The 20,899-nt window shown below is 68.1% G+C and carries 16 protein-coding genes and 1 tRNA gene; 6 read left to right on the forward strand and 11 right to left on the reverse strand.

The window, feature by feature from the left end; all coding sequences use genetic code 11:
* Window positions 1-66 precede the first annotated feature (66 nt).
* Window positions 67-1,155, reverse strand: a complete 1,089-nt coding sequence (locus P1J78_RS12060) for a TRAP transporter substrate-binding protein (protein WP_275567613.1) — start codon at window positions 1,153-1,155, stop codon at window positions 67-69.
* Between the two features lie 353 nt (window positions 1,156-1,508).
* Here P1J78_RS12060 and P1J78_RS12065 point away from each other — a divergent pair, with 353 nt between their 5' ends.
* The 5 genes from P1J78_RS12065 (at window position 1,509) to P1J78_RS12085 (ending at window position 7,769) form a co-directional block, all read left to right on the forward strand.
* The gene (locus tag P1J78_RS12065; protein WP_275567614.1) at window positions 1,509-2,573 is read left to right on the forward strand and encodes an alpha/beta fold hydrolase; all 1,065 of its coding nucleotides are present in this window, start codon (window positions 1,509-1,511) and stop codon (window positions 2,571-2,573) included.
* 116 nt (window positions 2,574-2,689) lie between these two features.
* Entirely contained in the window at window positions 2,690-3,481 is a 792-nt protein-coding gene (mddA, locus tag P1J78_RS12070) for a methanethiol S-methyltransferase (RefSeq protein WP_275567615.1), read from the forward strand.
* Between the two features lie 331 nt (window positions 3,482-3,812).
* On the forward strand, window positions 3,813-5,573 hold the full coding sequence (locus tag P1J78_RS12075) for an acetolactate synthase 3 large subunit (protein WP_275567616.1): 1,761 nt from the start codon (window positions 3,813-3,815) through the stop codon (window positions 5,571-5,573).
* A gap of 108 nt (window positions 5,574-5,681) precedes the next feature.
* Window positions 5,682-6,245: an acetolactate synthase small subunit gene (gene ilvN, locus P1J78_RS12080; RefSeq protein WP_275567617.1), complete on the forward strand. Its 564-nt coding sequence runs from the start codon at window positions 5,682-5,684 to the stop codon at window positions 6,243-6,245.
* Window positions 6,246-6,647: 402 nt separating this feature from the next.
* Window positions 6,648-7,769, forward strand: coding sequence for a THUMP domain-containing class I SAM-dependent RNA methyltransferase (locus tag P1J78_RS12085; protein WP_275567618.1), 1,122 nt, complete (start codon window positions 6,648-6,650; stop codon window positions 7,767-7,769).
* An 84-nt stretch (window positions 7,770-7,853) separates the two neighbouring features.
* On the opposite strand, the gene P1J78_RS12090 is transcribed toward P1J78_RS12085, so the two are convergent.
* From P1J78_RS12090 to yajC, 10 genes are all read right to left on the reverse strand, one after another.
* Window positions 7,854-8,405, reverse strand: coding sequence for a fasciclin domain-containing protein (locus tag P1J78_RS12090; protein ID WP_275567619.1), 552 nt, complete (start codon window positions 8,403-8,405; stop codon window positions 7,854-7,856).
* 806 nt (window positions 8,406-9,211) lie between these two features.
* Window positions 9,212-12,916: a vitamin B12-dependent ribonucleotide reductase gene (locus P1J78_RS12095; RefSeq protein ID WP_275567620.1), complete on the reverse strand. Its 3,705-nt coding sequence runs from the start codon at window positions 12,914-12,916 to the stop codon at window positions 9,212-9,214.
* Between the two features lie 580 nt (window positions 12,917-13,496).
* Window positions 13,497-13,573: transfer RNA gene (locus tag P1J78_RS12100), tRNA-Pro, on the reverse strand.
* A 119-nt stretch (window positions 13,574-13,692) separates the two neighbouring features.
* The gene (gene ccmB / locus P1J78_RS12105; protein ID WP_275567621.1) at window positions 13,693-14,349 is read right to left on the reverse strand and encodes a heme exporter protein CcmB; all 657 of its coding nucleotides are present in this window, start codon (window positions 14,347-14,349) and stop codon (window positions 13,693-13,695) included.
* Window positions 14,346-14,975 carry a heme ABC exporter ATP-binding protein CcmA gene (ccmA, locus tag P1J78_RS12110; protein ID WP_275567622.1) on the reverse strand — a complete coding sequence of 210 codons (630 nt, stop codon included), beginning with the start codon at window positions 14,973-14,975 and terminating at the stop codon, window positions 14,346-14,348. Before ccmA ends, ccmB begins: the two co-directional genes overlap by 4 nt.
* Window positions 14,976-15,013: 38 nt before the next feature.
* Window positions 15,014-15,367, reverse strand: coding sequence for an Mth938-like domain-containing protein (locus P1J78_RS12115; protein WP_275567623.1), 354 nt, complete (start codon window positions 15,365-15,367; stop codon window positions 15,014-15,016).
* 16 nt (window positions 15,368-15,383) lie between these two features.
* A complete protein-coding gene (locus P1J78_RS12120) occupies window positions 15,384-16,133 on the reverse strand; it encodes a sulfite exporter TauE/SafE family protein (protein ID WP_275567624.1) in 750 nt (249 codons plus the stop codon).
* A gap of 87 nt (window positions 16,134-16,220) precedes the next feature.
* Complete coding sequence (secF, locus tag P1J78_RS12125) at window positions 16,221-17,189, reverse strand: protein translocase subunit SecF (RefSeq protein WP_275567625.1); 969 nt, start codon at window positions 17,187-17,189, stop codon at window positions 16,221-16,223.
* Between the two features lies 1 nt (window position 17,190).
* Window positions 17,191-18,852, reverse strand: coding sequence for a protein translocase subunit SecD (gene secD, locus P1J78_RS12130; RefSeq protein WP_275567626.1), 1,662 nt, complete (start codon window positions 18,850-18,852; stop codon window positions 17,191-17,193).
* Window positions 18,853-18,877: 25 nt separating this feature from the next.
* Window positions 18,878-19,201: a preprotein translocase subunit YajC gene (yajC, locus tag P1J78_RS12135; RefSeq protein ID WP_275567627.1), complete on the reverse strand. Its 324-nt coding sequence runs from the start codon at window positions 19,199-19,201 to the stop codon at window positions 18,878-18,880.
* 290 nt (window positions 19,202-19,491) lie between these two features.
* On the opposite strand from yajC, the gene P1J78_RS12140 reads away from it, so the two are divergent.
* Entirely contained in the window at window positions 19,492-20,820 is a 1,329-nt protein-coding gene (locus P1J78_RS12140; RefSeq protein ID WP_275567628.1) for a hypothetical protein, read from the forward strand.
* Window positions 20,821-20,899: the final 79 nt, after the last annotated feature.

Consider the following 20,899-nt stretch of genomic DNA (forward strand, 5'->3'; position numbering starts at 1 on the left):
GGCCGGATAAGCCGAAGGGCCGCGCGCGTCTCCCGCGCGCGGCCGTGTCCTCAAGCCGCGTCCGGCTTACATCGCCTGCAGCACGCGGTTGCGCTGGTTCACGTAGGCGTTGTCCGACCGCGACAGCCAGCCCGACGACGCCCGCATCGAGGCCTGCGCCGAGTCGTGGATCTTCTTGAAGATATCGTCGTCGGTGTACTGGCTCAGCACTTCCATCGACGCGGAGCCGAAGGCGTCCCAGATGTCGTTGGAGAATTCCTCGATCTGGGTGCCGCCCGAGATCAGCCGCTCCAGCGCCGGGCCGTTATTCGCGATGAACTGGGCATAGTTGGCCTGGTGCGCGTCGGCGGCGGCCAGCTCGATCGCCTTCTGCTGCGCCCCGGTCAGGCCCTCGAAGACCTCCAGGTTGGTGGCCACCGACAGCGCCGCGCCGGGCTCGTGGAAGCCGGCCGGGTAGTAGTAGTCGCAGACCTCCTGCAGGCCCAGCTTCTCGTCCGACCACGGCCCGATCCACTCGGTCGCGTCCAGCGCGCCGGTCGACAGCGCCTGGTAAATCTCGCCGCCCGGCACGTTCTGGACCGACGCGCCCAGCTTCGACAGCGCCTCGCCGCCGAGGCCCGGCATGCGGAACTTCAGGCCGTTGAAGTCGTCGGCCGAGGAGACGGGCTCGCGGAACCAGCCGCCGCCCTGGGCGCCGGTCTGGCCGGCGATGAACGAGCGCAGGCCGAAGATCTCGCCCAGCTCGTGATGCAGCGCCATGCCGTCCTGGCCGTAATACCAAGTCATCAGCTCCGGCACCGTCATGCCGAAGGGCACGGCGGTGAAGTAGGCGAAGGCCGGGTGCTGGCCGACGAAGTAGTAGTCGGCGCCGTGATACATGTCGGCCTGGCCGGCGGTAACGGCGTCGAACACCTCGAACGCGCCGACGAGCTCGCCCGCGGCCTTCGGCTCGACGGTGATCTGGCCGTCGGTGGCCGCGGTGATGTTGTTGGCGACGCGCTCGACCGAGTCCCACACGCCGGCGAGACCGCGCGGCCAGGTCGTGACCATGGTGAGCGTCCGGCGCCCCTGGGCATAGGCCGGCGCGGCAAGCCCGGCCGCGGCGGCGGCACCGCCGCCAAGCGCGGAATTCCTTAGGAATGAACGACGATCCATGTTTGTTATCCTCCCGTTTTCGCTGGACGTTGACCGGGCTCCCTGTGCCCGGCCGGATCGTTGAAGTGCCGGCACCGTAGCCGCGCCGCCCCGCCAAATAAAGACCTGTCTTTGGGCCTTTGCGCGCGGTTTTTGTCGCATTACGCAAAGGAATTCCGCAACCGCACGGATCGGAACGTTCCTTCCCGGGCGAAACAATGTTTCGCACGTTAACGACACGGCGACATTTTCGACTTCGCCCGGCGCCCGATTCCCGCGGCAATTCCCGCCGAAATTCCCGGCACCGGGGTGCCCCCGCGGCGGGTCTTCGCCACGGCTTGCCACGTCCCGCCGGGTCTTTCATCCTTCGGGCGATGACCTTGCGCCAGCATATCCGCTTCTGCCGGACCGCCGACGGCACCCGGATTGCCGTCGCCGAGGTCGGCTCCGGACCGCCGCTCCTGCGGGCGGCGCACTGGCTGAGCCATGTCGAATACGACCTGGAAAGCCCGATCTGGCGCCACTGGCTCGAGGCGCTCGCGGCGCGCAACCGCTTCGTCCGCTACGACCAGCGCGGCTGCGGCCTGTCGGACCGCGAGGTGACGAACTTCTCGCTGGACGCCTGGCTCGCCGATATGGAGGCGGTGGCCGACACGATGGGGCCCGAGCCGTTCCCGGTGATCGGCATGTCGCAGGGCGGGGCCGTCGCGATCCGCTTCGCGCTGCGCCATCCCGGCCGCGTGTCGCGGCTGATCCTGCTGGGCGCCTATGCCCGCGGCGGGCTGCGCCGGGGCAACGACCCCGAGATCGGGGTCGAGGCGGAGACGCTCGTCAACCTGATCCGCCTGGGCTGGGGCCGGAACGACCCGGTCTTCGGGCAGGCCTTCTCGCGCCGCTTCGTTCCCGGCGGCACCGACGACCAGATCAGGTGGTGGAGCGAGATGGAGCGCCGCACCTCCAGCCCCGAGACCGCCATCGCCACGCTGCGCGGCTTCCAGCGGATCGACGTGACCGAGGAGGCGCAGGCCCTCGACCTGCCGGTGCTGATCCTGCACGCCCGCGGCGACGCCTGCGTGCCGTTCGCCGAGGGGCGGCTGCTGGCCACGCTGATCCCCGGCGCGCGTTTCGTGCCGCTGGAAAGCGACAACCATGTCCTGCTGCCGGACGAGCCGGCCTGGCGGGTCTTCGACGACGAGCTGCACGGCTTCCTCGGCGCCGACGCGGCGCCGGATGCCGAGGCCGCCGATGCCGGGCTCACGCCGGCGGAGGCAGAGGTGCTGACGCTCGTCGCCGAGGGGCTCGACAACGCCGCCATCGCGGAGCGGCTGGGCAAGAGCGCCAAGACGGTGCGCAACCAGGTGTCGGTCATTCTGCACAAGCTCGGCGTCGGCAGCCGGTCCGAGGCGATCGTGCGCGCCCGGCGCCACCTGGAGCGCTGAGGCGGGACCGCCGTCCCACGCCGGTCCCGCCCTGCCCCGCCACGCCGGGACATCCGCCTCATGCGCGCGGCGGTGCGTCGGCGCAGACTCTGCCCAGTGAATTCAGGGAGAGACCCATGACCTACGACACCACCGACGCCGCCGGCCCGACCGGTGCATCGCGCGGGGGCCGGCTATTCGCGCTGCTCTACGGCGTGGCCGCCTACCTGTTCTTCTTCGCCACGTTCCTGTGGTTCATCTTCTTCACCGGCGGGATCCTGCTGCCCAAGACCGTCGACTCCGGCGCGCTGATCGACGCGCCGCTGCCGGCGCTCGTCAATCTCGGCCTGATCGCCCTGTTCGGGCTGCAGCACAGCATCATGGCCCGGCAGGGGTTCAAGCGGGCCTGGACCAGGGTCGTGCCCAAGCCGGCGGAGCGCAGCACCTACGTGCTGGCCTCGACGCTGGTGCTGATCCTCGTCATCGCGCTGTGGCAGCCGCTGCCGACGCCGGTCTGGACCGTCACCGCACCGCTGCCCTACTGGGGCCTCTGGGCGCTGTTCGGGCTGGGCTGGGCGGTGCTGCTGGCGTCGACCTTCATGACCGACCATTTCGACCTGTTCGGTCTGCGGCAGGTCTGGTTCCACTATACGGGGCGCAGCTACACGCCGGTTCAGTTCCGCGCCCGCTGGCTCTACCGCCACATGCGCCACCCGCTCTATACCGGTTTTCTCATCGCGTTCTGGGCGACGCCGGAGATGACCGTGGGCCATCTTGTCCTGGCCGCGGGCTTCAGTACCTATATCGTGATCGGCACGCTCTGCGAGGAGCGCGACCTCAAGGCGTTCTTCGGCGAGCGCTATCGCCGCTACTGCGCCGCGATGCCGCGCTACCTGCCGCGCCTGCGGCCCTGGCGCGACGACGCCTGACGGACCGGGCCGACCGGCCCGGACCTCGCGCCCGGAACACGCGCTTTTTACATCGCGCCCGGCAAACCGCGCAACATTCGCAAAGCGCGGCCGCCGGGCGCGACATTTTCTACAGCGATTGCGGTTGACGCCCCCCGCGCGCGTGCATAATGTCCGCGCACGCTGACGAAGGAGCCCCGGGGTCATGAGCCTCATTCCCGTACTCGTAGGAGAAAGGCGCATGGGCCGGTAACCGCCGGAGACCCGATCAGGATCCCATGCGCCCCCGGACTGACCCTCGGGGGCTTTTTCATGTCTCGTACCCAGAAATGACGTCACAAGGACCAGGAAGATGACACGTCAGATGACCGGAGCGAAAATGGTGGTTCAGGCCCTGAAGGATCAGGGTGTGGACACGGTATTCGGCTATCCCGGCGGCGCCGTGCTTCCGATCTACGACGAGATCTTCCTGCAGAACGACATCCGTCACTACCTGGTCCGCCACGAACAGGGCGCGGTGCATGCCGCCGAGGGCTATGCCCGCTCGACCGGCAAGCCGGGCGTCGTGCTGGTCACCTCCGGTCCCGGGGCGACGAACGCCGTCACCGGGATCACCGACGCGCTGATGGATTCGATCCCGCTCATCGTGCTGACCGGGCAGGTCCCGACCTTCCTGATCGGCACCGACGGCTTCCAGGAGGCCGACACCGTCGGCATCACCCGCCCCTGCACCAAGCACAACTGGCTGGTGAAGGACCCCGAGACCCTGTCGGACACGATCCACCAGGCGTTTCACGTCGCCACCCAGGGCCGGCCCGGCCCGGTGCTGATCGACATCCCGAAGGACGTGCAGTTCGCCACCGGCACCTATACCCCGCCGGAACAGGCGCGCACCCAGCATTACCGCCCGAAGACCGACGGCGACGCCGACGCGATCGAGGCGCTGGTCGATCTGATGGAACAGGCGGAGCGGCCGATCTTCTATACCGGCGGCGGCGTGATCAACTCCGGCCGGCCCGCCTGCGCCACCCTGCGCGAGCTGGTGGACGCCACCGGCTTCCCGATCACCTCGACCCTGATGGGGCTGGGCGCCTATCCCGCGTCGGGCAAGAACTGGCTGGGGATGCTGGGGATGCACGGGCTCTACGAGGCCAACCTGGCGATGCACGACTGCGACCTGATGATCAACGTCGGCGCCCGGTTCGACGACCGGATCACCGGGCGCATCCAGGATTTCTCGCCCGGCTCGCGCAAGGCGCATATCGACATCGACCCCTCCTCGATCAACAAGGTGATCCGCGTCGACGTGCCGATCATCGGCGATGTGGGCACCGTTCTGGCCGAGGTGCTGAAGCGCTGGAAGGCGCGCGGCGGCAAGACCCAGGCGCCGAAGGTGCTGGACTGGTGGCACCAGATCAAGGAGTGGCGCAAGGTCGACTGCCTGGCCTTCACCGCCTCGGAAAAGACGATCAAGCCGCAGCACGCCCTGGCCCGGCTGGAGGCGCTGACCAGGGACCACCCCGACCGCTATATCTGCACCGAGGTCGGCCAGCACCAGATGTGGGCCGCGCAGTACATGGGCTTCGAGGATCCGCATCGCTGGATGACCTCCGGCGGGCTGGGCACGATGGGCTACGGCTTCCCGGCCTCGATCGGCGTGCAGGTGGCGCATCCCGACGCGCTGGTCATCAACGTCGCCGGCGAGGCGTCCTGGCTGATGAACATGCAGGAGCTGGGCACCGCGGCGCAGTACATGCTGCCGGTGAAGCAGTTCATCCTGAACAACGAGCGCCTCGGCATGGTCCGCCAGTGGCAGGAGCTTCTGCACGGCGAGCGGTATTCGCACAGCTGGTCGGAATCACTGCCGGACTTCGTCAAGCTGGCCGAGGCGTTCGGGGCGAAGGGGATCATGGTGTCGGATCCCGCCGACCTGGACGACGCGATCATGGAGATGCTGCGCCACGACGGGCCGGTGATCTTCGACTGCCTGGTCGAGAAGCACGAGAACTGCTACCCGATGATCCCCTCGGGCAAGCCGCATAACGAGATGCTGCTGGGCGAGAACGTCTCGACCGGCGACGCGATCGGGACTTCGGGGGCGGTTCTGGTGTAACACGGCGGACCGGGGGCCAGCCCGTCGCCATTGCCGCTTGAACCAATGGCGCGACACGGGCGACCCCCGGAGTATTTTGGCAAGATGAAGAATGAAAGCTGAGACAGGATGTCGGCACTAAACCTGAAGCAGGGCCTTTCGAAGCATTCGGCCTATGACCTGCGCGATCCGCACATGGAGGCGCAGGAGCGGCACACGCTGGCCGTGGTGGTGGACAACGAGGCCGGGGTGCTGGCGCGCGTCATCGGGCTGTTCTCGGGGCGCGGCTATAATATCGAAAGCCTCACGGTGGCCGAGACGGACCATACCGGGCATGTCAGCCGGATCACCATCGTGACGACGGGCACGCCCTCGGTGATCGACCAGATCAAGGCGCAGCTCGGCCGGATCGTGCCGGTCCACGAGGTCCACGACCTGACGGTCGAGGGGCCGGCGGTGGAGCGGGAGCTGGCGCTGTTCAAGGTGGCCGGCACCGGCAACGACCGGATCGAGGCGCTGCGGCTGGCGGAGATCTTCCGGGCGAACGTGGTCGACTCGACGCTGGAGAGCTTCGTGTTCGAGATCACGGGGACGCCGCAGAAGGTAGATGCCTTCGCCGACCTGATGCGGCCCCTGGGGATGATCGAGATGGCCCGGACGGGCGTCGCGGCGCTGGCGCGCGGGGCGGAGTGAGCCGTAGTGTCCGAGGTTGGACAGGGGGCCAAGGCGCTGATATCGTTATAGATAGCGGTAACTGTCCGGGTTTGGACGGGGGAGCGGCGCTACGTCCTTGGCTTTGCCGGATAGGGGCCCCGGTCGAGCGGAACGCCGTGCAGCGCCGACCCGCCGGGGCGCGGTCGAGCTTTGCGATGCCGGAGACATAAGCATGTACGTCGGACTCTTTGCACCGTCCTCGCCGGAAGCGCCGCGCCGGGGGGGCGGGTCTCTCGGGCATTTCGAAACGAATTGCCCTGACGACAGGCGATTGCAGGGCAATCGCCGAGAGGCGGCGCTGCACGGCGTTCCGCCGTGCGTGACATGTGATATCTGGCGTTCAAGGGCCTGCTGTCGCGCAGTTTGGCACCAGTCCAGGCAATGACCGCCCCCGACTTCGACATCTTCCTCGCCTGCCCGCCGGGGCTGGAGGCGGTGCTGGCGGGCGAGGCGCGCGCCGCCGGCTTCGCCTTGCCGGAGACGACCGCCGGCGGCGTCACCACGCGGGGCGGCTGGCCGGAGGTCTGGCGGGCCAACCTGAGCCTGCGCGGCGCGGGCCGGGTGCTGGTGCGGATCGCCGCGTTTCGGGCGTTTCACCTGGCGCAGCTCGACAAGCGGGCGCGGAAGGTGCCCTGGGGCGACTACCTGCGCGGGGACGTGCCGTTTCGCGTGGAGGCGGTCTGCCGGAAGTCGAAGATCTATCACAATGGCGCCGCCGCGCAGCGGGTGGCCCGCGCGATCGGCGAGACGCTGGGGGCGCCGGAGGACCGGGACGGCACGGTCGCCGAGACCGTCACGGTGATGGTCAGGATCGAGGACAACCTCGTGACCGTCAGCCTCGACAGCTCGGGCGCGCCGCTGCACAAGCGCGGCCACAAGGAGGCCGTCGGCAAGGCGCCGCTGCGCGAGACGCTGGCGGCGCTGGTCCTGCGGGCCTGCGGCTATGACGGGAGCGAGCCGGTGGTGGACCCGATGTGCGGCTCGGGCACCTTCCCGATCGAGGCGGCGGAGATCGCGATGGGGCTGGCACCGGGGCGGGCGCGGGCCTTCGCCTTCGAGCGCCTCGCCGGGTTCGACTCCGACGCCTGGGCGGCGATGAAGGCTTCGCTGCCGGGGCATTCGACCGAGTTGCGGTTTCACGGCTACGACCGCGACGCGGGCGCGGTGCGGATGGCGACGGCGAACGCGGCGCGGGCCGGGGTGGACAGGGTGTGCAGCTTCGCCTGTCAGCCGGTCAGCGCGCTTGAGCGGCCCGCGGGGTCGCCGGGGCTGGTCGTGGTCAACCCGCCCTATGGCGGGCGGATCGGCAACCGGAAGCTGCTGTTCGGGCTCTACGGCGCGCTGGGCGCCGTGCTGAAGGAGCGGTTCCGCGGCTGGCGCGTGGGGCTGGTGACCAACGACGGCGGTCTGGCGAAGGCCACGGGGCTGCCGTTCGAGCCGCCGGGGCCGCCGGTGGCGCATGGCGGGCTGAATGTGACGCTGTGGCGGACGGCGGCGTTGTAGGGTCGGCGGGCGCCTGGGCAGATTGCTCACCCTACGAAACGGGGCCGCCCGAAGGCAGCCCCGTCCATCGGCTATCGAAGGGGCTCAGCGCACTTGGCCGGCGGGGATCAGCACGGTGTCGATCACGTGGACCACGCCGTTCGACTGGTCGACATCGGCGGTGGTGACGGTGGCCACGCGGCCGTTCTCGTCGCGCAGCTTCAGCATGCCGCCCTCCATATAGGCCGTCAGGGTGCAGCCGCCGACGGTCTCGACCGGGTGCATGCCGCCGTCATCGGCGATCATCCCGGCGATGTCGGTGGAGAACGCCTCGGCCGCGACGACGTGGCAGCCCAGCACCTGCTGCAGCTGCGCCTTGTTGGCCAGCAGCGCTTCGAGCGAGGCGTCCGAGATCCGGTCGAAGGCGGCGTTGGTCGGGGCGAAGACGGTAAACGGGCCGTCGCCCATCAGCGTGCCGGCCATGTCGGCCTCGCCCACGGCGGTGACCAGCGTGGTCAGGTTCGGCGCGTTCGAGGCATTCTCGGCGATGGTCATGTCGGCCATCATCGGCGCCCCGCCGACGGTGGGGTTGCCCTGGGCCTGGGCGAGGCCCGCGGCGGCGACGAGAGCGGTGGCGGTGAGGGTCGTCTTGAACATTGTGTCCTCCTTGCTTGTCTTCCGGGCCCGTTTGCGCCCGGTTGCAAGGAGGTACGGAGGGGGTGGCGCGGAAGTTTCAGATTTCTTTCTGTGTTTCGGTAGGGGGCTGAAAAGTGGGAGTCTTTTCTTCCGGGTCGCATCTGCGACAAGCCGAAGGTGCCGCGCGAGGGCCGACGCGCGCGGTGGCGCTCCAATGGCTGAGCTTTGTACTTTATGGCTGCCAGGTCCGGATGACCTCAGAGCTCTGCGATAACGTCAGCCACAGCGCCGCCGCGTGGGGGCGCGTCGGCGCTCGCGCGGCGCCTTCGGCTTGTTCCGCGCGACACCTTGTTCGAAGCGTATGGCGTAACCTCGGCCCAACCGCGCAAAAGAGAAGGGGCGCCCGAAGGCGCCCCAGTTTTGCTGATCAGGCTCATCCTTACGACCGCCCGGTTTCTGCCTGCGGCCTGATCCGCATTCAGGGCGAGCGCACCCGCCCCGGAAGAGAGTGAGCGAGCCAACAAAAAACGCTGCCCCACCCTGTTCTGCTCGCGCTACCGCCAGAGTCCTGTTTCTTGACCCTTCGCGTAGACACCAAGGCCCTTCGACGCGAGGCCCACGACGGACGTCGTGGCCATAAGCGCCTTCGCCAGGTGGCCCTTCTCTTGCTTGCTCGGCGACCGCTCTGCGATCACGTCTTTGGCTACCAGCCGCCTAGTCCTCTTGGCGGTCACTGCGCGATCAAATCCAGCAGTTCTAACGCGCTCAAGATGGACGTTTTCGCAGTCTTCGAGATGGATACCGCTGCTCGGCATTGCTCGATCTCCTCAGCTACAGCCCGAGGTCGACCCGCAGGTGTTGCACTTCATGCAGGTGCCGTTGCGCACCAGCGTGTAGTTGCCGCAATCGCCGCAGGGGTCGCCCTCGTAGCCCTGCATCCGGGCCTTGGTGCGGGCGTCCATCGACGTCGCCCCCGAGGACACCGCCGCCGTCGCGGTGGTCGCGGCCAGGCTGTCGCCCGCCCCCGGCACCAGCGTCTGCAGCGTCGCCACCGGGTCGCCGGCCCCGTCCAGCGCCACCGCGCCCGACTGGCCGCCCTGCAGCACCACCAGCTCCTGCGGCAGCCGCTTGCGGGTATAGCCGGCCGAGGCGACCTGCTTGAGCACGTCGATCGGCGAGGCGCCGGCGCGTTCGGGCACCTCGCGGATGTTCGACTTGCCCTCTTCCTCGCCGCGGCCCAGCTCGTCGAAGCTGACGCCGGTCGGCGCCACATGCGCCAGGTCGGTGCGGTCGAGGTAGGAGACGGCCAGCTCGCGGAAGATGTAGTCGAGGATCGAGGTCGCGTTCTTGATCGTCTCGTTGCCCTGCACCATCCCCGCGGGCTCGAACTTGGTGAAGGTGAAGGCGTCGACGAATTCCTCCAGCGGCACCCCGTATTGCAGCCCGACCGACACCGCGATGGCGAAGTTGTTCATCATCGCGCGGAAGCCGGCACCTTCCTTGTGCATGTCGATGAAGATCTCGCCCAGCTTGCCGTCCTGGTACTCCCCGGTGCGCAGATAGACCTTGTGGCCGCCGACCACCGCCTTCTGCGTGTAGCCGCGGCGGCGTTCGGGCATCTTGGTGCGGCCGGCGGGAACCTCCTTGGCCACCTCCTTGACGATCACCTTCTCGACGATCTTCTCGGCCAGAACCTGCGCCTTCTCGTGCGCGCTGCCGGATTCCAGCACCTCGGCGGCCTCGTCGTCATCCTCGATCAGCGCGGCGGCCAGCGGCTGCGACAGCTTGGAGCCGTCGCGATACAGCGCGTTGGCCTTCACCCCCAGCGACCACGACAGCTCGTAGGCCGCCTGGCAGTCCTCGATGGTGGCGTCGTTGGGCATGTTGATCGTCTTCGAGATCGCCCCCGAGATGAAGCTCTGCGCCGCCGCCATCATGGTGATGTGGCTGTCGACGGACAGGAAGCGCTTGCCCGTCTTGCCGCAGGGGTTGGCGCAGTCGAAGACGTGGTAGTGTTCCTCCTTCAGGAACGGCGCGCCTTCCAGCGTCATGGTTCCGCAGACGTGGTCGTTCGCCGCCTCGATCTGCGCCCGGGTGAAGCCCAGATGCCGCAGCAGGTCGAAGGACGGGTCGGTCAGCTTCTCGGCCGGGATGCCCAGCGTGTCGCGGCAGAACTCCTCGCCCAGCGTCCACTGGTTGAACACGAAGCGGATGTCGAAGGCCGACGGCAGCGCCGCCTCGATCTTCTCCAGCTCCTTGGGGCCGAAGCCGTGGCCCACCAGCGAGGCGTGGTTGACGGCCGGGCAGTTGCCGAGGGTCCCGTGACCGACGGCGTAGGAGACGATCTCTTCGATCTGGGAGGAGGGATACCCGAGCGTCTCCAACGCCGCCGGCACCGAGCGGTTGATGATCTTGAAGTATCCGCCGCCCGCGAGTTTCTTGAACTTCACCAGGGCGAAGTCCGGTTCGATTCCTGTGGTGTCGCAATCCATCACCAGCCCGATCGTGCCGGTCGGCGCGATCACCGTCGCCTGCGCGTTGCGATAGCCGTGCTGCTCGCCCAGCCGCAGCGCCTCGTCCCAGGACGCCATGGCCAGCGACACCAGCTCCTGGTCGGGGCAGTTGGCGTGGTCGAGCGCCACCGGCCGGACCGCCAGTTCCTCGTAGCCGGTGACATGCCCGTGCGCCGCGTTGCGGTGGTTGCGGATGACCCGCAGCATGTGGTCGGCGTTGCGCTCGTAGCTGGCGAACGGCCCCAGCTCTCCGGCGATCTCGGCCGAAGTGGCATAGGACACGCCCGTCATGATCGCGGTCAGCGCGCCGCAGAGCGCCCGGCCGTCGTCGGAGTCGTAGCCGATCCCCATGCTCATCAGCAGCCCGCCGATATTGGCATAGCCCAGGCCCAGCGTGCGGAAGTCGTAGGAAAGCTGCGCGATCTCCTTGGACGGGAACTGCGCCATCATCACCGAGATTTCCAGCGTCAGGGTCCACAGCCGCGTGGCGTGCATGTAGTCCTCGGCCCGGAACTTGGCGCCGTCCCAGAAGGTCAGCAGGTTCATCGAGGCCAGGTTGCAGGCCGTGTCGTCGAGGAACATGTATTCCGAGCACGGGTTCGAGCCGCGGATCGGCCCGTCCTCGGGGCAGGTGTGCCAGGCGTTGACGGTGTCGTGGAACTGGATGCCCGGATCGGCGCAGGCCCAGGCGGCATGGCCGATGTCTTCCCACAGGTCGCGCGCCTTGATGGTCTTGGCGACCTTGCCGTCGGTGCGGCGAATGAGCTCCCAGTCGGCGTCGTCGCGAACCGCCTGCAGGAAGGCGTCGGTGACGCGCACCGAGTTGTTCGAGTTCTGCCCGGCCACGGTGTTGTAGGCTTCCGAATCCCAGTCGGTGTCGTAGGTCGGAAACTCGATCGAGGCATAGCCCTGGCGGGCGTATTGCAGCACGCGGTTGATGTAGGTCTCCGGGATCGCCGCCTTCTTGGCCGAGCGGATCGCGGCTTTCAGCGCGTCATTGGCCTTGGGGTCGTATGCATCCTCCCCGCGCCCGTCCCAGGTGCGGATCGCGGCGAAGATCTCGTTGAGCTGCCGCTCGTGCATCTTCGAGCCGGCCACCAGCGAGGCGACCTTCTGCTCTTCCTTCACCTTCCAGTTGATGAACTCCTCGATGTCCGGATGGTCGGCATCGCAGATCACCATCTTGGCGGCCCGGCGGGTCGTGCCGCCCGACTTGATGGCGCCCGCCGCGCGGTCGCCGATCTTCAGAAAGCCCATCAGCCCCGACGACCTGCCGCCGCCCGACAGCGCCTCGCCCTCGGCGCGCAGGCTGGAGAAGTTGGTGCCGGTGCCCGAGCCGTACTTGAACAGCCGCGCCTCGCGGACCCACAGGTCCATGATGCCGCCCTCGTTCACCAGGTCGTCGGCGACGGACTGGATGAAGCAGGCATGCGGCTGCGGATGCTCGTAGGCGGACTTCGACTTGGTCAGCTTGCCGGTCTTGTAGTCGACGTAGTAATGGCCCTGCCCCGGCCCGTCGATGCCGTAGGCCCAGTGCAGCCCGGTGTTGAACCATTGCGGGCTGTTCGGCGCGCCCTGCTGGGTGGCCAGCATGAAGCGCATCTCGTCGAAATAGGCGCGCGCGTCTTCCTCGTCGGTGAAATAGCCGCCCTTCCAGCCCCAATAGGCCCAGGCGCCGGCCAGCCGGTCGAAGACCTGGCGCGCGCTGGTCTCGCCGACGCGGCGGTCTTCCTCGGGCAGCGTCTCCAGCGCCGCCTCGTCGGGGACCGAGCGCCACAGGAACTCGGGCACGCCCTTTTCCTTCACCTTCTTCAGCCGCGCCGGCACGCCGGCCTTGCGGAAGTATTTCTGCGCGATCACGTCGCTCGCGACCTGGCTCCAGCCGGCCGGCACCTCGACGGACTCGTTGCGGAACACCACCGTGCCGTCGGGATTGCGGATCTCGGAGGTGGTGAGCGTGAACTCGATATCGGCGTACGCGTCGAAACCTGCCTTGGTAAACTTGCGTTCGATCTTCATGTCGTGAGGAGCCCCGTCACTTTTGTTTTTTCGCGTCCATCCGGCCGCCCGTCTGTTGCGGGCTGACCGGTCCTCTGATGCCGAGGGGGAGGAAAAAGAGACAAGCGGTCCCGCGTCGGCGGGCGTGGCCCCCACCGGCTGCCGCGATGAGCGCCCGCGGCGTAGACTATGCTGGTCTGTCCCTTTTGCCGCCCCGCGCCACTATATGTAGTGGTCTATCGCTCGGCCCTAACAATCTGGCGTAGATGCCCCCCACCGGTCAACCAAATAGACAGGGTTATCCCCCACATTTTTCCGTTGCACGCGGCCACCGTGTTCACCGGGAGTTAACCCTGTTTCGCGGCACGCCCGGAATCGCGACACGCGCGAGCCCGAATATCCCCGCGACCGCACGGGGTTAGCGGAAATTTCTCCGGAAATGCCTGCCCCGAGCCTGTGGATAACTCGCTCCGCCGCGAATCGCAGAGGCGTTGCAAGAGCGCCACGGGAGAGTTTCGAGACGCATCTGGTGTCGCCGCCGCCCCCGCCGCCTACATGATGTGGCTGTGGAGCGCTCCCGGAAAGACCGATGTCCTGTGGATGGTCGGGGCGGCGAGATTCGAACTCACGACCTTCTGTACCCAAAACAGACGCGCTACCAGGCTGCGCTACGCCCCGACGACGGCGCTCTTACCGCACCGGCCGGACACAGGAAAGACCTGCGCGCTTCTTCTCGTCCGAAATACGCCGGGGGGCGCGCGCAGCGCGCGGGGGCAGCGCCCCCTCCGGCCCCGCCGTCAGCGCAGGTTCACCCGCAACGCCGCCGCCGCCGCGAACGGCAGCAGCGCCACGGTCCCCAGCGTGATCGCCGCCAGCAGGATCAGCGGCGTCTCCACCGCCAGCCCGGCCGCGCCGCGCCGCACCACTTCCGCTCCGAAGATCAGCGTCGGCACGTAGAGCGGCAGCACCAGGAGCGACAGCAAGAGCCCCCCGCGCTTCAGCCCCACCGTCAGCGCCGCGCCGAAGGCCCCGATCATCGACAGCGCCGGGGTGCCCAGCGCCAGCGACGCCACGAGCCAGCCATAGCCGGCGCCCTCCAGGTTCAGCAGAACCCCCAGCGCCGGCGCGGCCAGCACCAGCGGCAGGCCGGTGGTCATCCAGTGCGCCGCGGCCTTCATCGCCACCACCGCCTCCAGCGGGATCGGCGCGGTGGCCAGCAGGTCGAGCGAGCCGTCCTCGTAGTCGAGCTGGAAGATCCGGTCGAGCGACAGCAGGCAGGCGAGCAGCGCCCCGACCCACAGGATGCCCGGCGCGATGACCCGCAGCGTCGCCGATTCGGGTCCCACGCCGAAGGGCACCAGCACGGTGACGATCAGGAAGAAGGCAAGCCCCAGACCGAACCCGCCGCCCGCCCGCACCGCGAGCGTCAGATCGCGCAGGAACAGGCGGATCACAGGAAGGCCCCCTCGAAGGAGTCGTCGAACCGGCCCGCGTCCTCCGGCGGCATCGCCCGGTACGGCCCCAGATCCAGCTCGCGCGCCTCGAAACCGAGGTCGATATGCGTGGCGATGAGCGCCGCGCCGCCGGCGGCGCAATGCCGCCGGACGGCCTGCGCGAAGAGCCCCACGCTGGCCGTGTCGAGCGACACGGTCGGCTCGTCCAGCGCCCAGACCGGCCGGCCCGTCACCAGCAGCCGCGCCAGCCCCAGCCGCCGCTTCTGCCCCGCCGACAGGTTCTGCGCCGCCCGGTCGCGCAAGCCGTCCAGGTTGAAGTCGCGCAAGGCCGGCGCGATGTCCTGGCCGCCATAGATCCCGGCCCAGAAGGACAGGTTCTCGGCCACGGTCAGCTGCGCCTTCAGCCCGTCGGCATGGGCGCCATAGGCGATGGCGTCGGGGGCGCAGTCCACCGCGCCGGCCAGCGGCGGCTGCAGCCGGGCGACGGTGCGCAACAGCGTCGTCTTGCCGATCCCGTTGGGCCCGCGCAGCAGCAGAACCTCGCCCGCCGCCAGCGCGAAGCTGACGCCTTCCAGCACGGGCAGCCCGCCCCGCGCCACGGCGATATCGGTGACCGTCAGAACCATCCCGGCCCGCTTAGCCGATCCCGCCGGGGGGCGAAAGATCAGACCGGCAGCAGCGCCACTCCGACGCGGCGGCCCTCGCTGAGCAGCACGTTGTAGGTGCGCGCGGCCGGCGCCGAGGCCATCGCCTCGACGCCCAGCCCCGCCTCCTCCAGCGCGCGGCGCAGCTCCGAGGGGATATGCGCGATCTCCGCGCCGGTGCCCACGAACAACACGTCGAGCTGGCCGACGGCCTGCATCAGCGTCTCGCGATCGTCGTAGCCGCCCCAGGCCACGACGCCCGTGGGCAGCACCAGCACGGCGCCGCGATGCACCTCGCCGCCGATGCGGAAGAACCCGGGGCCGTAGCCGTCAACCGGCGGGCCGTCGAAGTCGCGAATCTCGTTGATGCGCATGGGCGTGGCTCCCGGATCAGTCCCAGAACGGCAGGCCGGAGACGGCCGACGCCGCGATGATCGCGTAGGCGGTCCAGCGGTAGACCTGCGCGTGCTTCGGATCGAAGAGGCGCGACCCGACCATCACGGCGGCAAGGTAGGGCAGGATCAGCACGATGCCAACCAGCACCGGCTCCGCCGTCAGCAACCCGCGCAGCCCGAAGATGGTGAAGACGACGATGTCGGCCAGAAACAGGAACAACAGCACCGAGGCGCGGATCACCTGCACCGGCAGCGGCCGCGCCATGTAGAGCAGGATCACCGGCGGCCCCGGCAGCCCCGCGGCGCCGTGCAACAGCCCCGCCAGCGCGCCGATGGCATAGATCATCGGGCGGGTGACCGTGCCGTGATAGCGAAACCCCGAGACCAGCGCCGCCAGCAGCCCCAGCGCGATCACCGAGACGGCCGTCCGGAAGACATCGGGCGACAGGATCAGCAGCACCGCGACCCCGACCGGCGCCCCGACCACCAGCCCCGCGACCAGCCGCAGCACGTCGCGCGGATGCCCCTCGCGCACGGCGCGGGGCACCGCCGGGATCGGGCCGATGAAGTCGATGATGACCAGCGTGACCAGCGCCGCGACGGGGTCCAGCACCTGCCCCGCGACGGGCAGGTAGACCATGGCGGTGCCGAAACCGGTGAACCCCCGCACCAGCCCGGCCAGGACGGCCGCCCCCACCAGCAGCCACAGCCCGGGCATCGCGAGGGTGTCGGCCAGCAGACTCACCGCGCGTCGCCCCCTGCCGGGCGCTCCTTGCGGCCCCGCCGCCGCGGGCGAGAAGGCCCCGGGAGGGGCCGCCGAGCCGGCGCCATGTCAGGCGTCGACGTTGGCGAACTGATTGCCCTCGGTCTTGTCGGGCTTCGACCAGTCGCGCTTGGTCCCCAGCCACAGCAGGATGTTCGAGGCCACGAAGACCGACGAATAGGTCCCCACGACCACGCCCCAGGTCATCGCGAAGACGAAGCCGCGGATCACGTCGCCGCCCAGCACCAGTAGCGCGATCAGCGCGATCAGCGTGGTCCCCGAGGTCATCACCGTCCGGCTCAGCGTCTCGTTGATCGAGAGGTTCATCACCTCCTTCAGGGGCTTCGTCTTGTACTTGATCAGGTTCTCGCGCACCCGGTCGAACACCACGACGGTGTCGTTCAGCGAATAGCCCACGATGGTCAGAAGCGCCGCGATGATCGCCAGGTCGAACTGGATCTGCAGGATCGAGAAGATGCCGATGGTCAGGATCACGTCGTGGATCAGCGCCGCCACCGCGCCCAGCGAGAACTGCCACTCGAACCTGAGCCAGATGTAGAACAGCACCGCGCCGATCGCGAGCAGCACCGCAATGATGGCGGTCTGGATCAACTCCCCCGACACTTTCGGCCCCACCGATTCCACCGACGGGAAGGTGATCGTCGGATCGACCTCCTGCAGCGCCGCCTCGACCTCGGCGACGGTCTCGGCGGTCACGCTCTCCTCGCCTTCCTGCGCCTGGATGCGCACCTGCGCCACGTGCTGGTCGGCGTCGAAGGTGGGGTCGAACACCTCGGTGATCGAGATGTCGCCCAGCTCCAGCGCCTGCAGCGCGTCGCGGTATTCGCCGACATCGACCGCGCTGTGGCTCTCGGTCCGGATCGTGGTGCCGCCGCGGAAGTCGATCCCGAGGTTCAGCCCCATGACGAGGAACAGTGCGATGGAGGCCACCACCAGCACCATCGACGCCCCGAAGGTCGCCTTGGCGCGGCGGAAGAAGTCCCAGTTCGTCTCTTCGGGTACGAGTCTCAGGCGCATCCTACACCTCGATGGTTTTCGGGCGGCGGCGGTCGAACCAGATGACGATCAGCGCGCGGGTGACGAAGACGGCGGTGAAGACCGAGGTCAGGATCCCCAGCCCCAGCGTCACGGCAAAGCCGCGCACCGGGCCCGAGCCCATCAAGAACAGGATCGTCGCCGTGATGAAGGTGGTGATATTGGCGTCCAGGATCGCCGAGAGCGCCTTTTCATAGCCCAGCTCGATGGCGCGCGACGGCCCCCGCGCGGTCTTCAGTTCCTCGCGAATGCGCTCGAAGACCAGCACGTTGGCATCCACCGCCATGCCGATGGTCAGCACGATCCCCGCGATCCCCGGCAGGGTCAGCGTCGCCCCGATGGCCGACAACAGCCCGAAGATCATCCCGATATTCAGGATCAGCGCGACGTTCGCCAGAAGCCCGAACCAGCCATAGCTCAGCCCCATGAATACCAGCACCGCGACGAACGCCACGATACAGGCGATCTTGCCCGCCTCGATCGAATCCGCGCCCAGCTCCGGCCCGATGGTCCGTTCCTCCAGGAAGGTCATCTCCGCCGGCAGCGCGCCGGCCCGGAGCAAGACCGCGAGCTGGGTCGACTCCTCCACCGAGAAGCTGCCGGTGATCTGCCCCGACCCGCCCGGGATCGCCTCGCGGATCTGCGGCGCCGAGATCACCTCCTCGTCCAGCACGATGGCAAACAGCGAGCCCACGTTCTCGGCCGTGTACTGCCCGAACTTGCGCCCGCCCGAGGGGTTGAACCGGAACGTGACGGAGGGCGAGCCGTTCTGGTCGAAGGCCGGCTGCGCGTCGGTCAGCTCCTCGCCCGAGACAACCGGCGTCTCCTCCAGCACGTACCACACGCCCTCCTCGTCCATCGACGGATAGGCGACGTTGCGCGCGCCGGGGTTGTCCGGCGGCTCGGAGGTGCGGCGCACCACCGGGTGGAAGGTCAGCTTCGCCGTGGTCCCGATCAGCTCCTTCAACTCGTCGGCCGAGCCGATGCCGGGCACCTGGATCAGGATGCGGTCCTCGCCCTGCCGCTGGATCGTGGGCTCGCGCGTGCCGACCTCGTCGACCCGGCGACGGATGATTTCCAGCGACTGCTGCAGGGTGCGGTTGTCGGTGGCCCGGCGTTCGGCGTCGGTCAGCTGCACGACGATCTCGTCGCCCTGCCCGGCCACCTCGATGTCGTTCGAGCCCGCGCCCGACAGCGACACGACCGGCCGCGCCAGCGCGCGCACCACCTCCAGCGCCGTGGCCATGCCCTCGGGGCGCGAGATGCGCACCCGCAGCACGCCGGGCTCCGAGTCCTGCCGGCGGATCGTGCCGACCTCGTCGCGGACCTCGCGCAGCGCGTCGCGGACCTCCGGCCAGTAGCCGTTCATCCGCTCTTCGTAGACGTCCTCGACCTGCACCTCGGCCAGCAGATGCGCCCCGCCCCGCAGGTCGAGCCCGAGATTCACCAGCGTCGAGGGCAGCCACGAGGGCCAGACCCCGGCCGCCGCCTCGCGCTCGGGGGTGGCGCCCTGCGCCTCGATGGCGCTGACGGCGTCGTTGTGCTGTTCCACGCGGCTGTAGAACAGGTTGGGCATGGCAAACAGCAGCCCCAGCGCCACCAGGCCGAAGATGACGACCCGTTTCCACAGCGGAATGTGCAGCATCGCGCGCGCCCTTCTGTCGGGGGATTTACTCTTCGGCCGGTTCGGTCTTGGACATGACCTGCGCGACGGTGGACTTGATGACGCGGACCTTCACGCCCTGGGCGATCTCGACCTCGATCTCGCCGTCGTCCTTGACCTTGGTCACCTTGCCGACCACGCCGCCCTGCGTGACCACCTGGTCGCCCCGGCGCAGCGCCTCGACCATCTTCTGGTGTTCCTTGACCTTCTTCTGCTGCGGACGGATCAGCAGGAAGTACATGATCGCGAAGATCAGGATGAGCGGCACGAAGGAGGTAAAGGCGCTCCCGGCCCCTCCGGCACCTTGCGCGAAGGCAGGCGTAACGAACATGAGGTCTTCCCTTGGCTGCGAGGGCTCTGCCGGCCCCCTGGAATTGCGGCGCGCACCCTATCCGCGCGGCAGGGGATGCACAAGCGGAGGGCACGGTTGGGGGACAGATACGCATTTGGGCTGGGGGCGCAAGGCGAAGCCGCGGAAATGTTCGTGAGCGGGGATGCGGCGCGGTGCCTGCGGCCAGCCGCCGCTCTGCCCCGGCAGAGGGCCGCGCACGGCCGCGGACGGGCGCCCCGACGCCAGTGGGTCTCGCTTTATCTCACTGCCCCGTCCGTCGCCCGAGCGGCGTGCAAACCGAGACGACGCGCCCGGCCGTGGGGGCGGCCGTGCGCGGCCCGGGCCGCTTCGCGGCTGTTCCGGGCGAGGCGCGGGACTTGGCAGCCATCCGCAACCAGTGCACACTGCATGAACAGATTTCGCAGAGTGACTTTGTGGCCGGTCTGAAACGCAACATCAATCCAGCACGCGCCGGGCAGCGCACGCGCGACGAAAATGACGTCCCGCCACAGGAACACGAGGATTTCATCGACCGCGTCGAAACGCTGACAAAGACGGCGCGCGCCAGTTGGTACACCATGCTCGGCTACCTCGCCTTTGTGAGTGTCACGCTCTTGGGGGTCGAGGATGCCGATTTCTTCATAGCCGAACGCCAGACCGAATTGCCACTGATCGGAGTATCGATCCCGACCTTTCGGTTCTTCTGGGTCGCCCCAGTTCTCGGCGCGACGCTCTACGTGTATTTTCACCTGCAGTTGCTAAAGCTCTTCGACACGCTCGGCGACGGACCGACCGAAATCGACAGTGGACCTGTCTCCGAGCGGATCGCGCCATGGCTGGTGACCGACCTCGCGCTCAACAACCGCAAAAAGGCCCTTCAACCAAGACCCTTGAGCGGTCTGTCGCTGGGGGTCACATTACTTCTGTCACATCTCGGGATGCCGATCGTCCTTGGCTTCATGTGGTGGGTGTCCATGCCCGCTCACAACGAATGGCTGACGATGATCGGCTGCGGCCTGCCACTCTCCGTTTCGGTCTATGCCGGGCTCGTCAGCTGGGGCTATCTGCGACGCTGCATGTCGGACCGAGATCCGCTGCCGAGTCGCGCGGTACGCCTAAGCCTTGGCGTCGCTGCACTTGTCGTCCTCTCGGTTTTCGGATGGCTGAAGACCGAGGGCACGCTCGATCACTACGCCCGGCACGGCTTCGGGTTCGAGCGCTTCGTGCGGAGCGAGGAAGGGCTCGAGGCCGCGTGGTCGTCGGGCACGCCGTTTCCTCGTCTCATTGCACCTGCAGAACTCGCCGGAGTCGACTTCGCAGGCTTGCCCGTGGACTGGCAAGACCGCAAGAGCGCCGAAAAGGCGTTCCGACTAGCATGGTGCCGGGATGCCGGCATCCCGGCATCAGCATGTTATTATGACCCGTCTGGGTCGACTTATGAAAGGCAACTTGTTGAAATTGAAAGAAAGCATTTGTGCTCCAATTGGCGTGAAAGAGGTATGCAGAATTGTGAGCGAGCTTTTGACGAGATTGAGGGCCTACAAACGGAGGCATGGCACCGGCACCGAAACTCACGGATTTCCGCACTGAAAGACGTCGATTTATCTGGTCATCCGTGAACTATAGCTGGCAACGCTCATGAGCGTCACGCCGCGGCCTTTTCCTGTGCACATGATGGGCTGCGGCCGTAGAAAACGG

The sequence above is a fragment of the Psychromarinibacter sediminicola genome, assembly GCF_029168335.1.
Lineage (GTDB): Bacteria > Pseudomonadota > Alphaproteobacteria > Rhodobacterales > Rhodobacteraceae > Psychromarinibacter > Psychromarinibacter sediminicola.

Excerpts from the sequence above, each read along its gene's own strand:
- P1J78_RS12060 (WP_275567613.1), bottom strand. The coding sequence starts at position 1,155 with ATGGATCGTCGTTCATTCCTAAGGAATTCCGCGCTTGGCGGCGGTGCC.
- P1J78_RS12065 (WP_275567614.1), top strand. The coding sequence starts at position 1,509 with ATGACCTTGCGCCAGCATATCCGCTTCTGCCGGACCGCCGACGGCACC.
- mddA (WP_275567615.1), top strand. The coding sequence starts at position 2,690 with ATGACCTACGACACCACCGACGCCGCCGGCCCGACCGGTGCATCGCGC.
- P1J78_RS12075 (WP_275567616.1), top strand. The coding sequence starts at position 3,813 with ATGACACGTCAGATGACCGGAGCGAAAATGGTGGTTCAGGCCCTGAAG.
- ilvN (WP_275567617.1), top strand. The coding sequence starts at position 5,682 with ATGTCGGCACTAAACCTGAAGCAGGGCCTTTCGAAGCATTCGGCCTAT.
- P1J78_RS12085 (WP_275567618.1), top strand. The coding sequence starts at position 6,648 with ATGACCGCCCCCGACTTCGACATCTTCCTCGCCTGCCCGCCGGGGCTG.
- P1J78_RS12090 (WP_275567619.1), bottom strand. The coding sequence starts at position 8,405 with ATGTTCAAGACGACCCTCACCGCCACCGCTCTCGTCGCCGCCGCGGGC.
- P1J78_RS12095 (WP_275567620.1), bottom strand. The coding sequence starts at position 12,916 with ATGAAGATCGAACGCAAGTTTACCAAGGCAGGTTTCGACGCGTACGCC.
- ccmA (WP_275567622.1), bottom strand. The coding sequence starts at position 14,975 with ATGGTTCTGACGGTCACCGATATCGCCGTGGCGCGGGGCGGGCTGCCC.
- P1J78_RS12115 (WP_275567623.1), bottom strand. The coding sequence starts at position 15,367 with ATGCGCATCAACGAGATTCGCGACTTCGACGGCCCGCCGGTTGACGGC.
- secF (WP_275567625.1), bottom strand. The coding sequence starts at position 17,189 with ATGCGCCTGAGACTCGTACCCGAAGAGACGAACTGGGACTTCTTCCGC.
- secD (WP_275567626.1), bottom strand. The coding sequence starts at position 18,852 with ATGCTGCACATTCCGCTGTGGAAACGGGTCGTCATCTTCGGCCTGGTG.
- yajC (WP_275567627.1), bottom strand. The coding sequence starts at position 19,201 with ATGTTCGTTACGCCTGCCTTCGCGCAAGGTGCCGGAGGGGCCGGGAGC.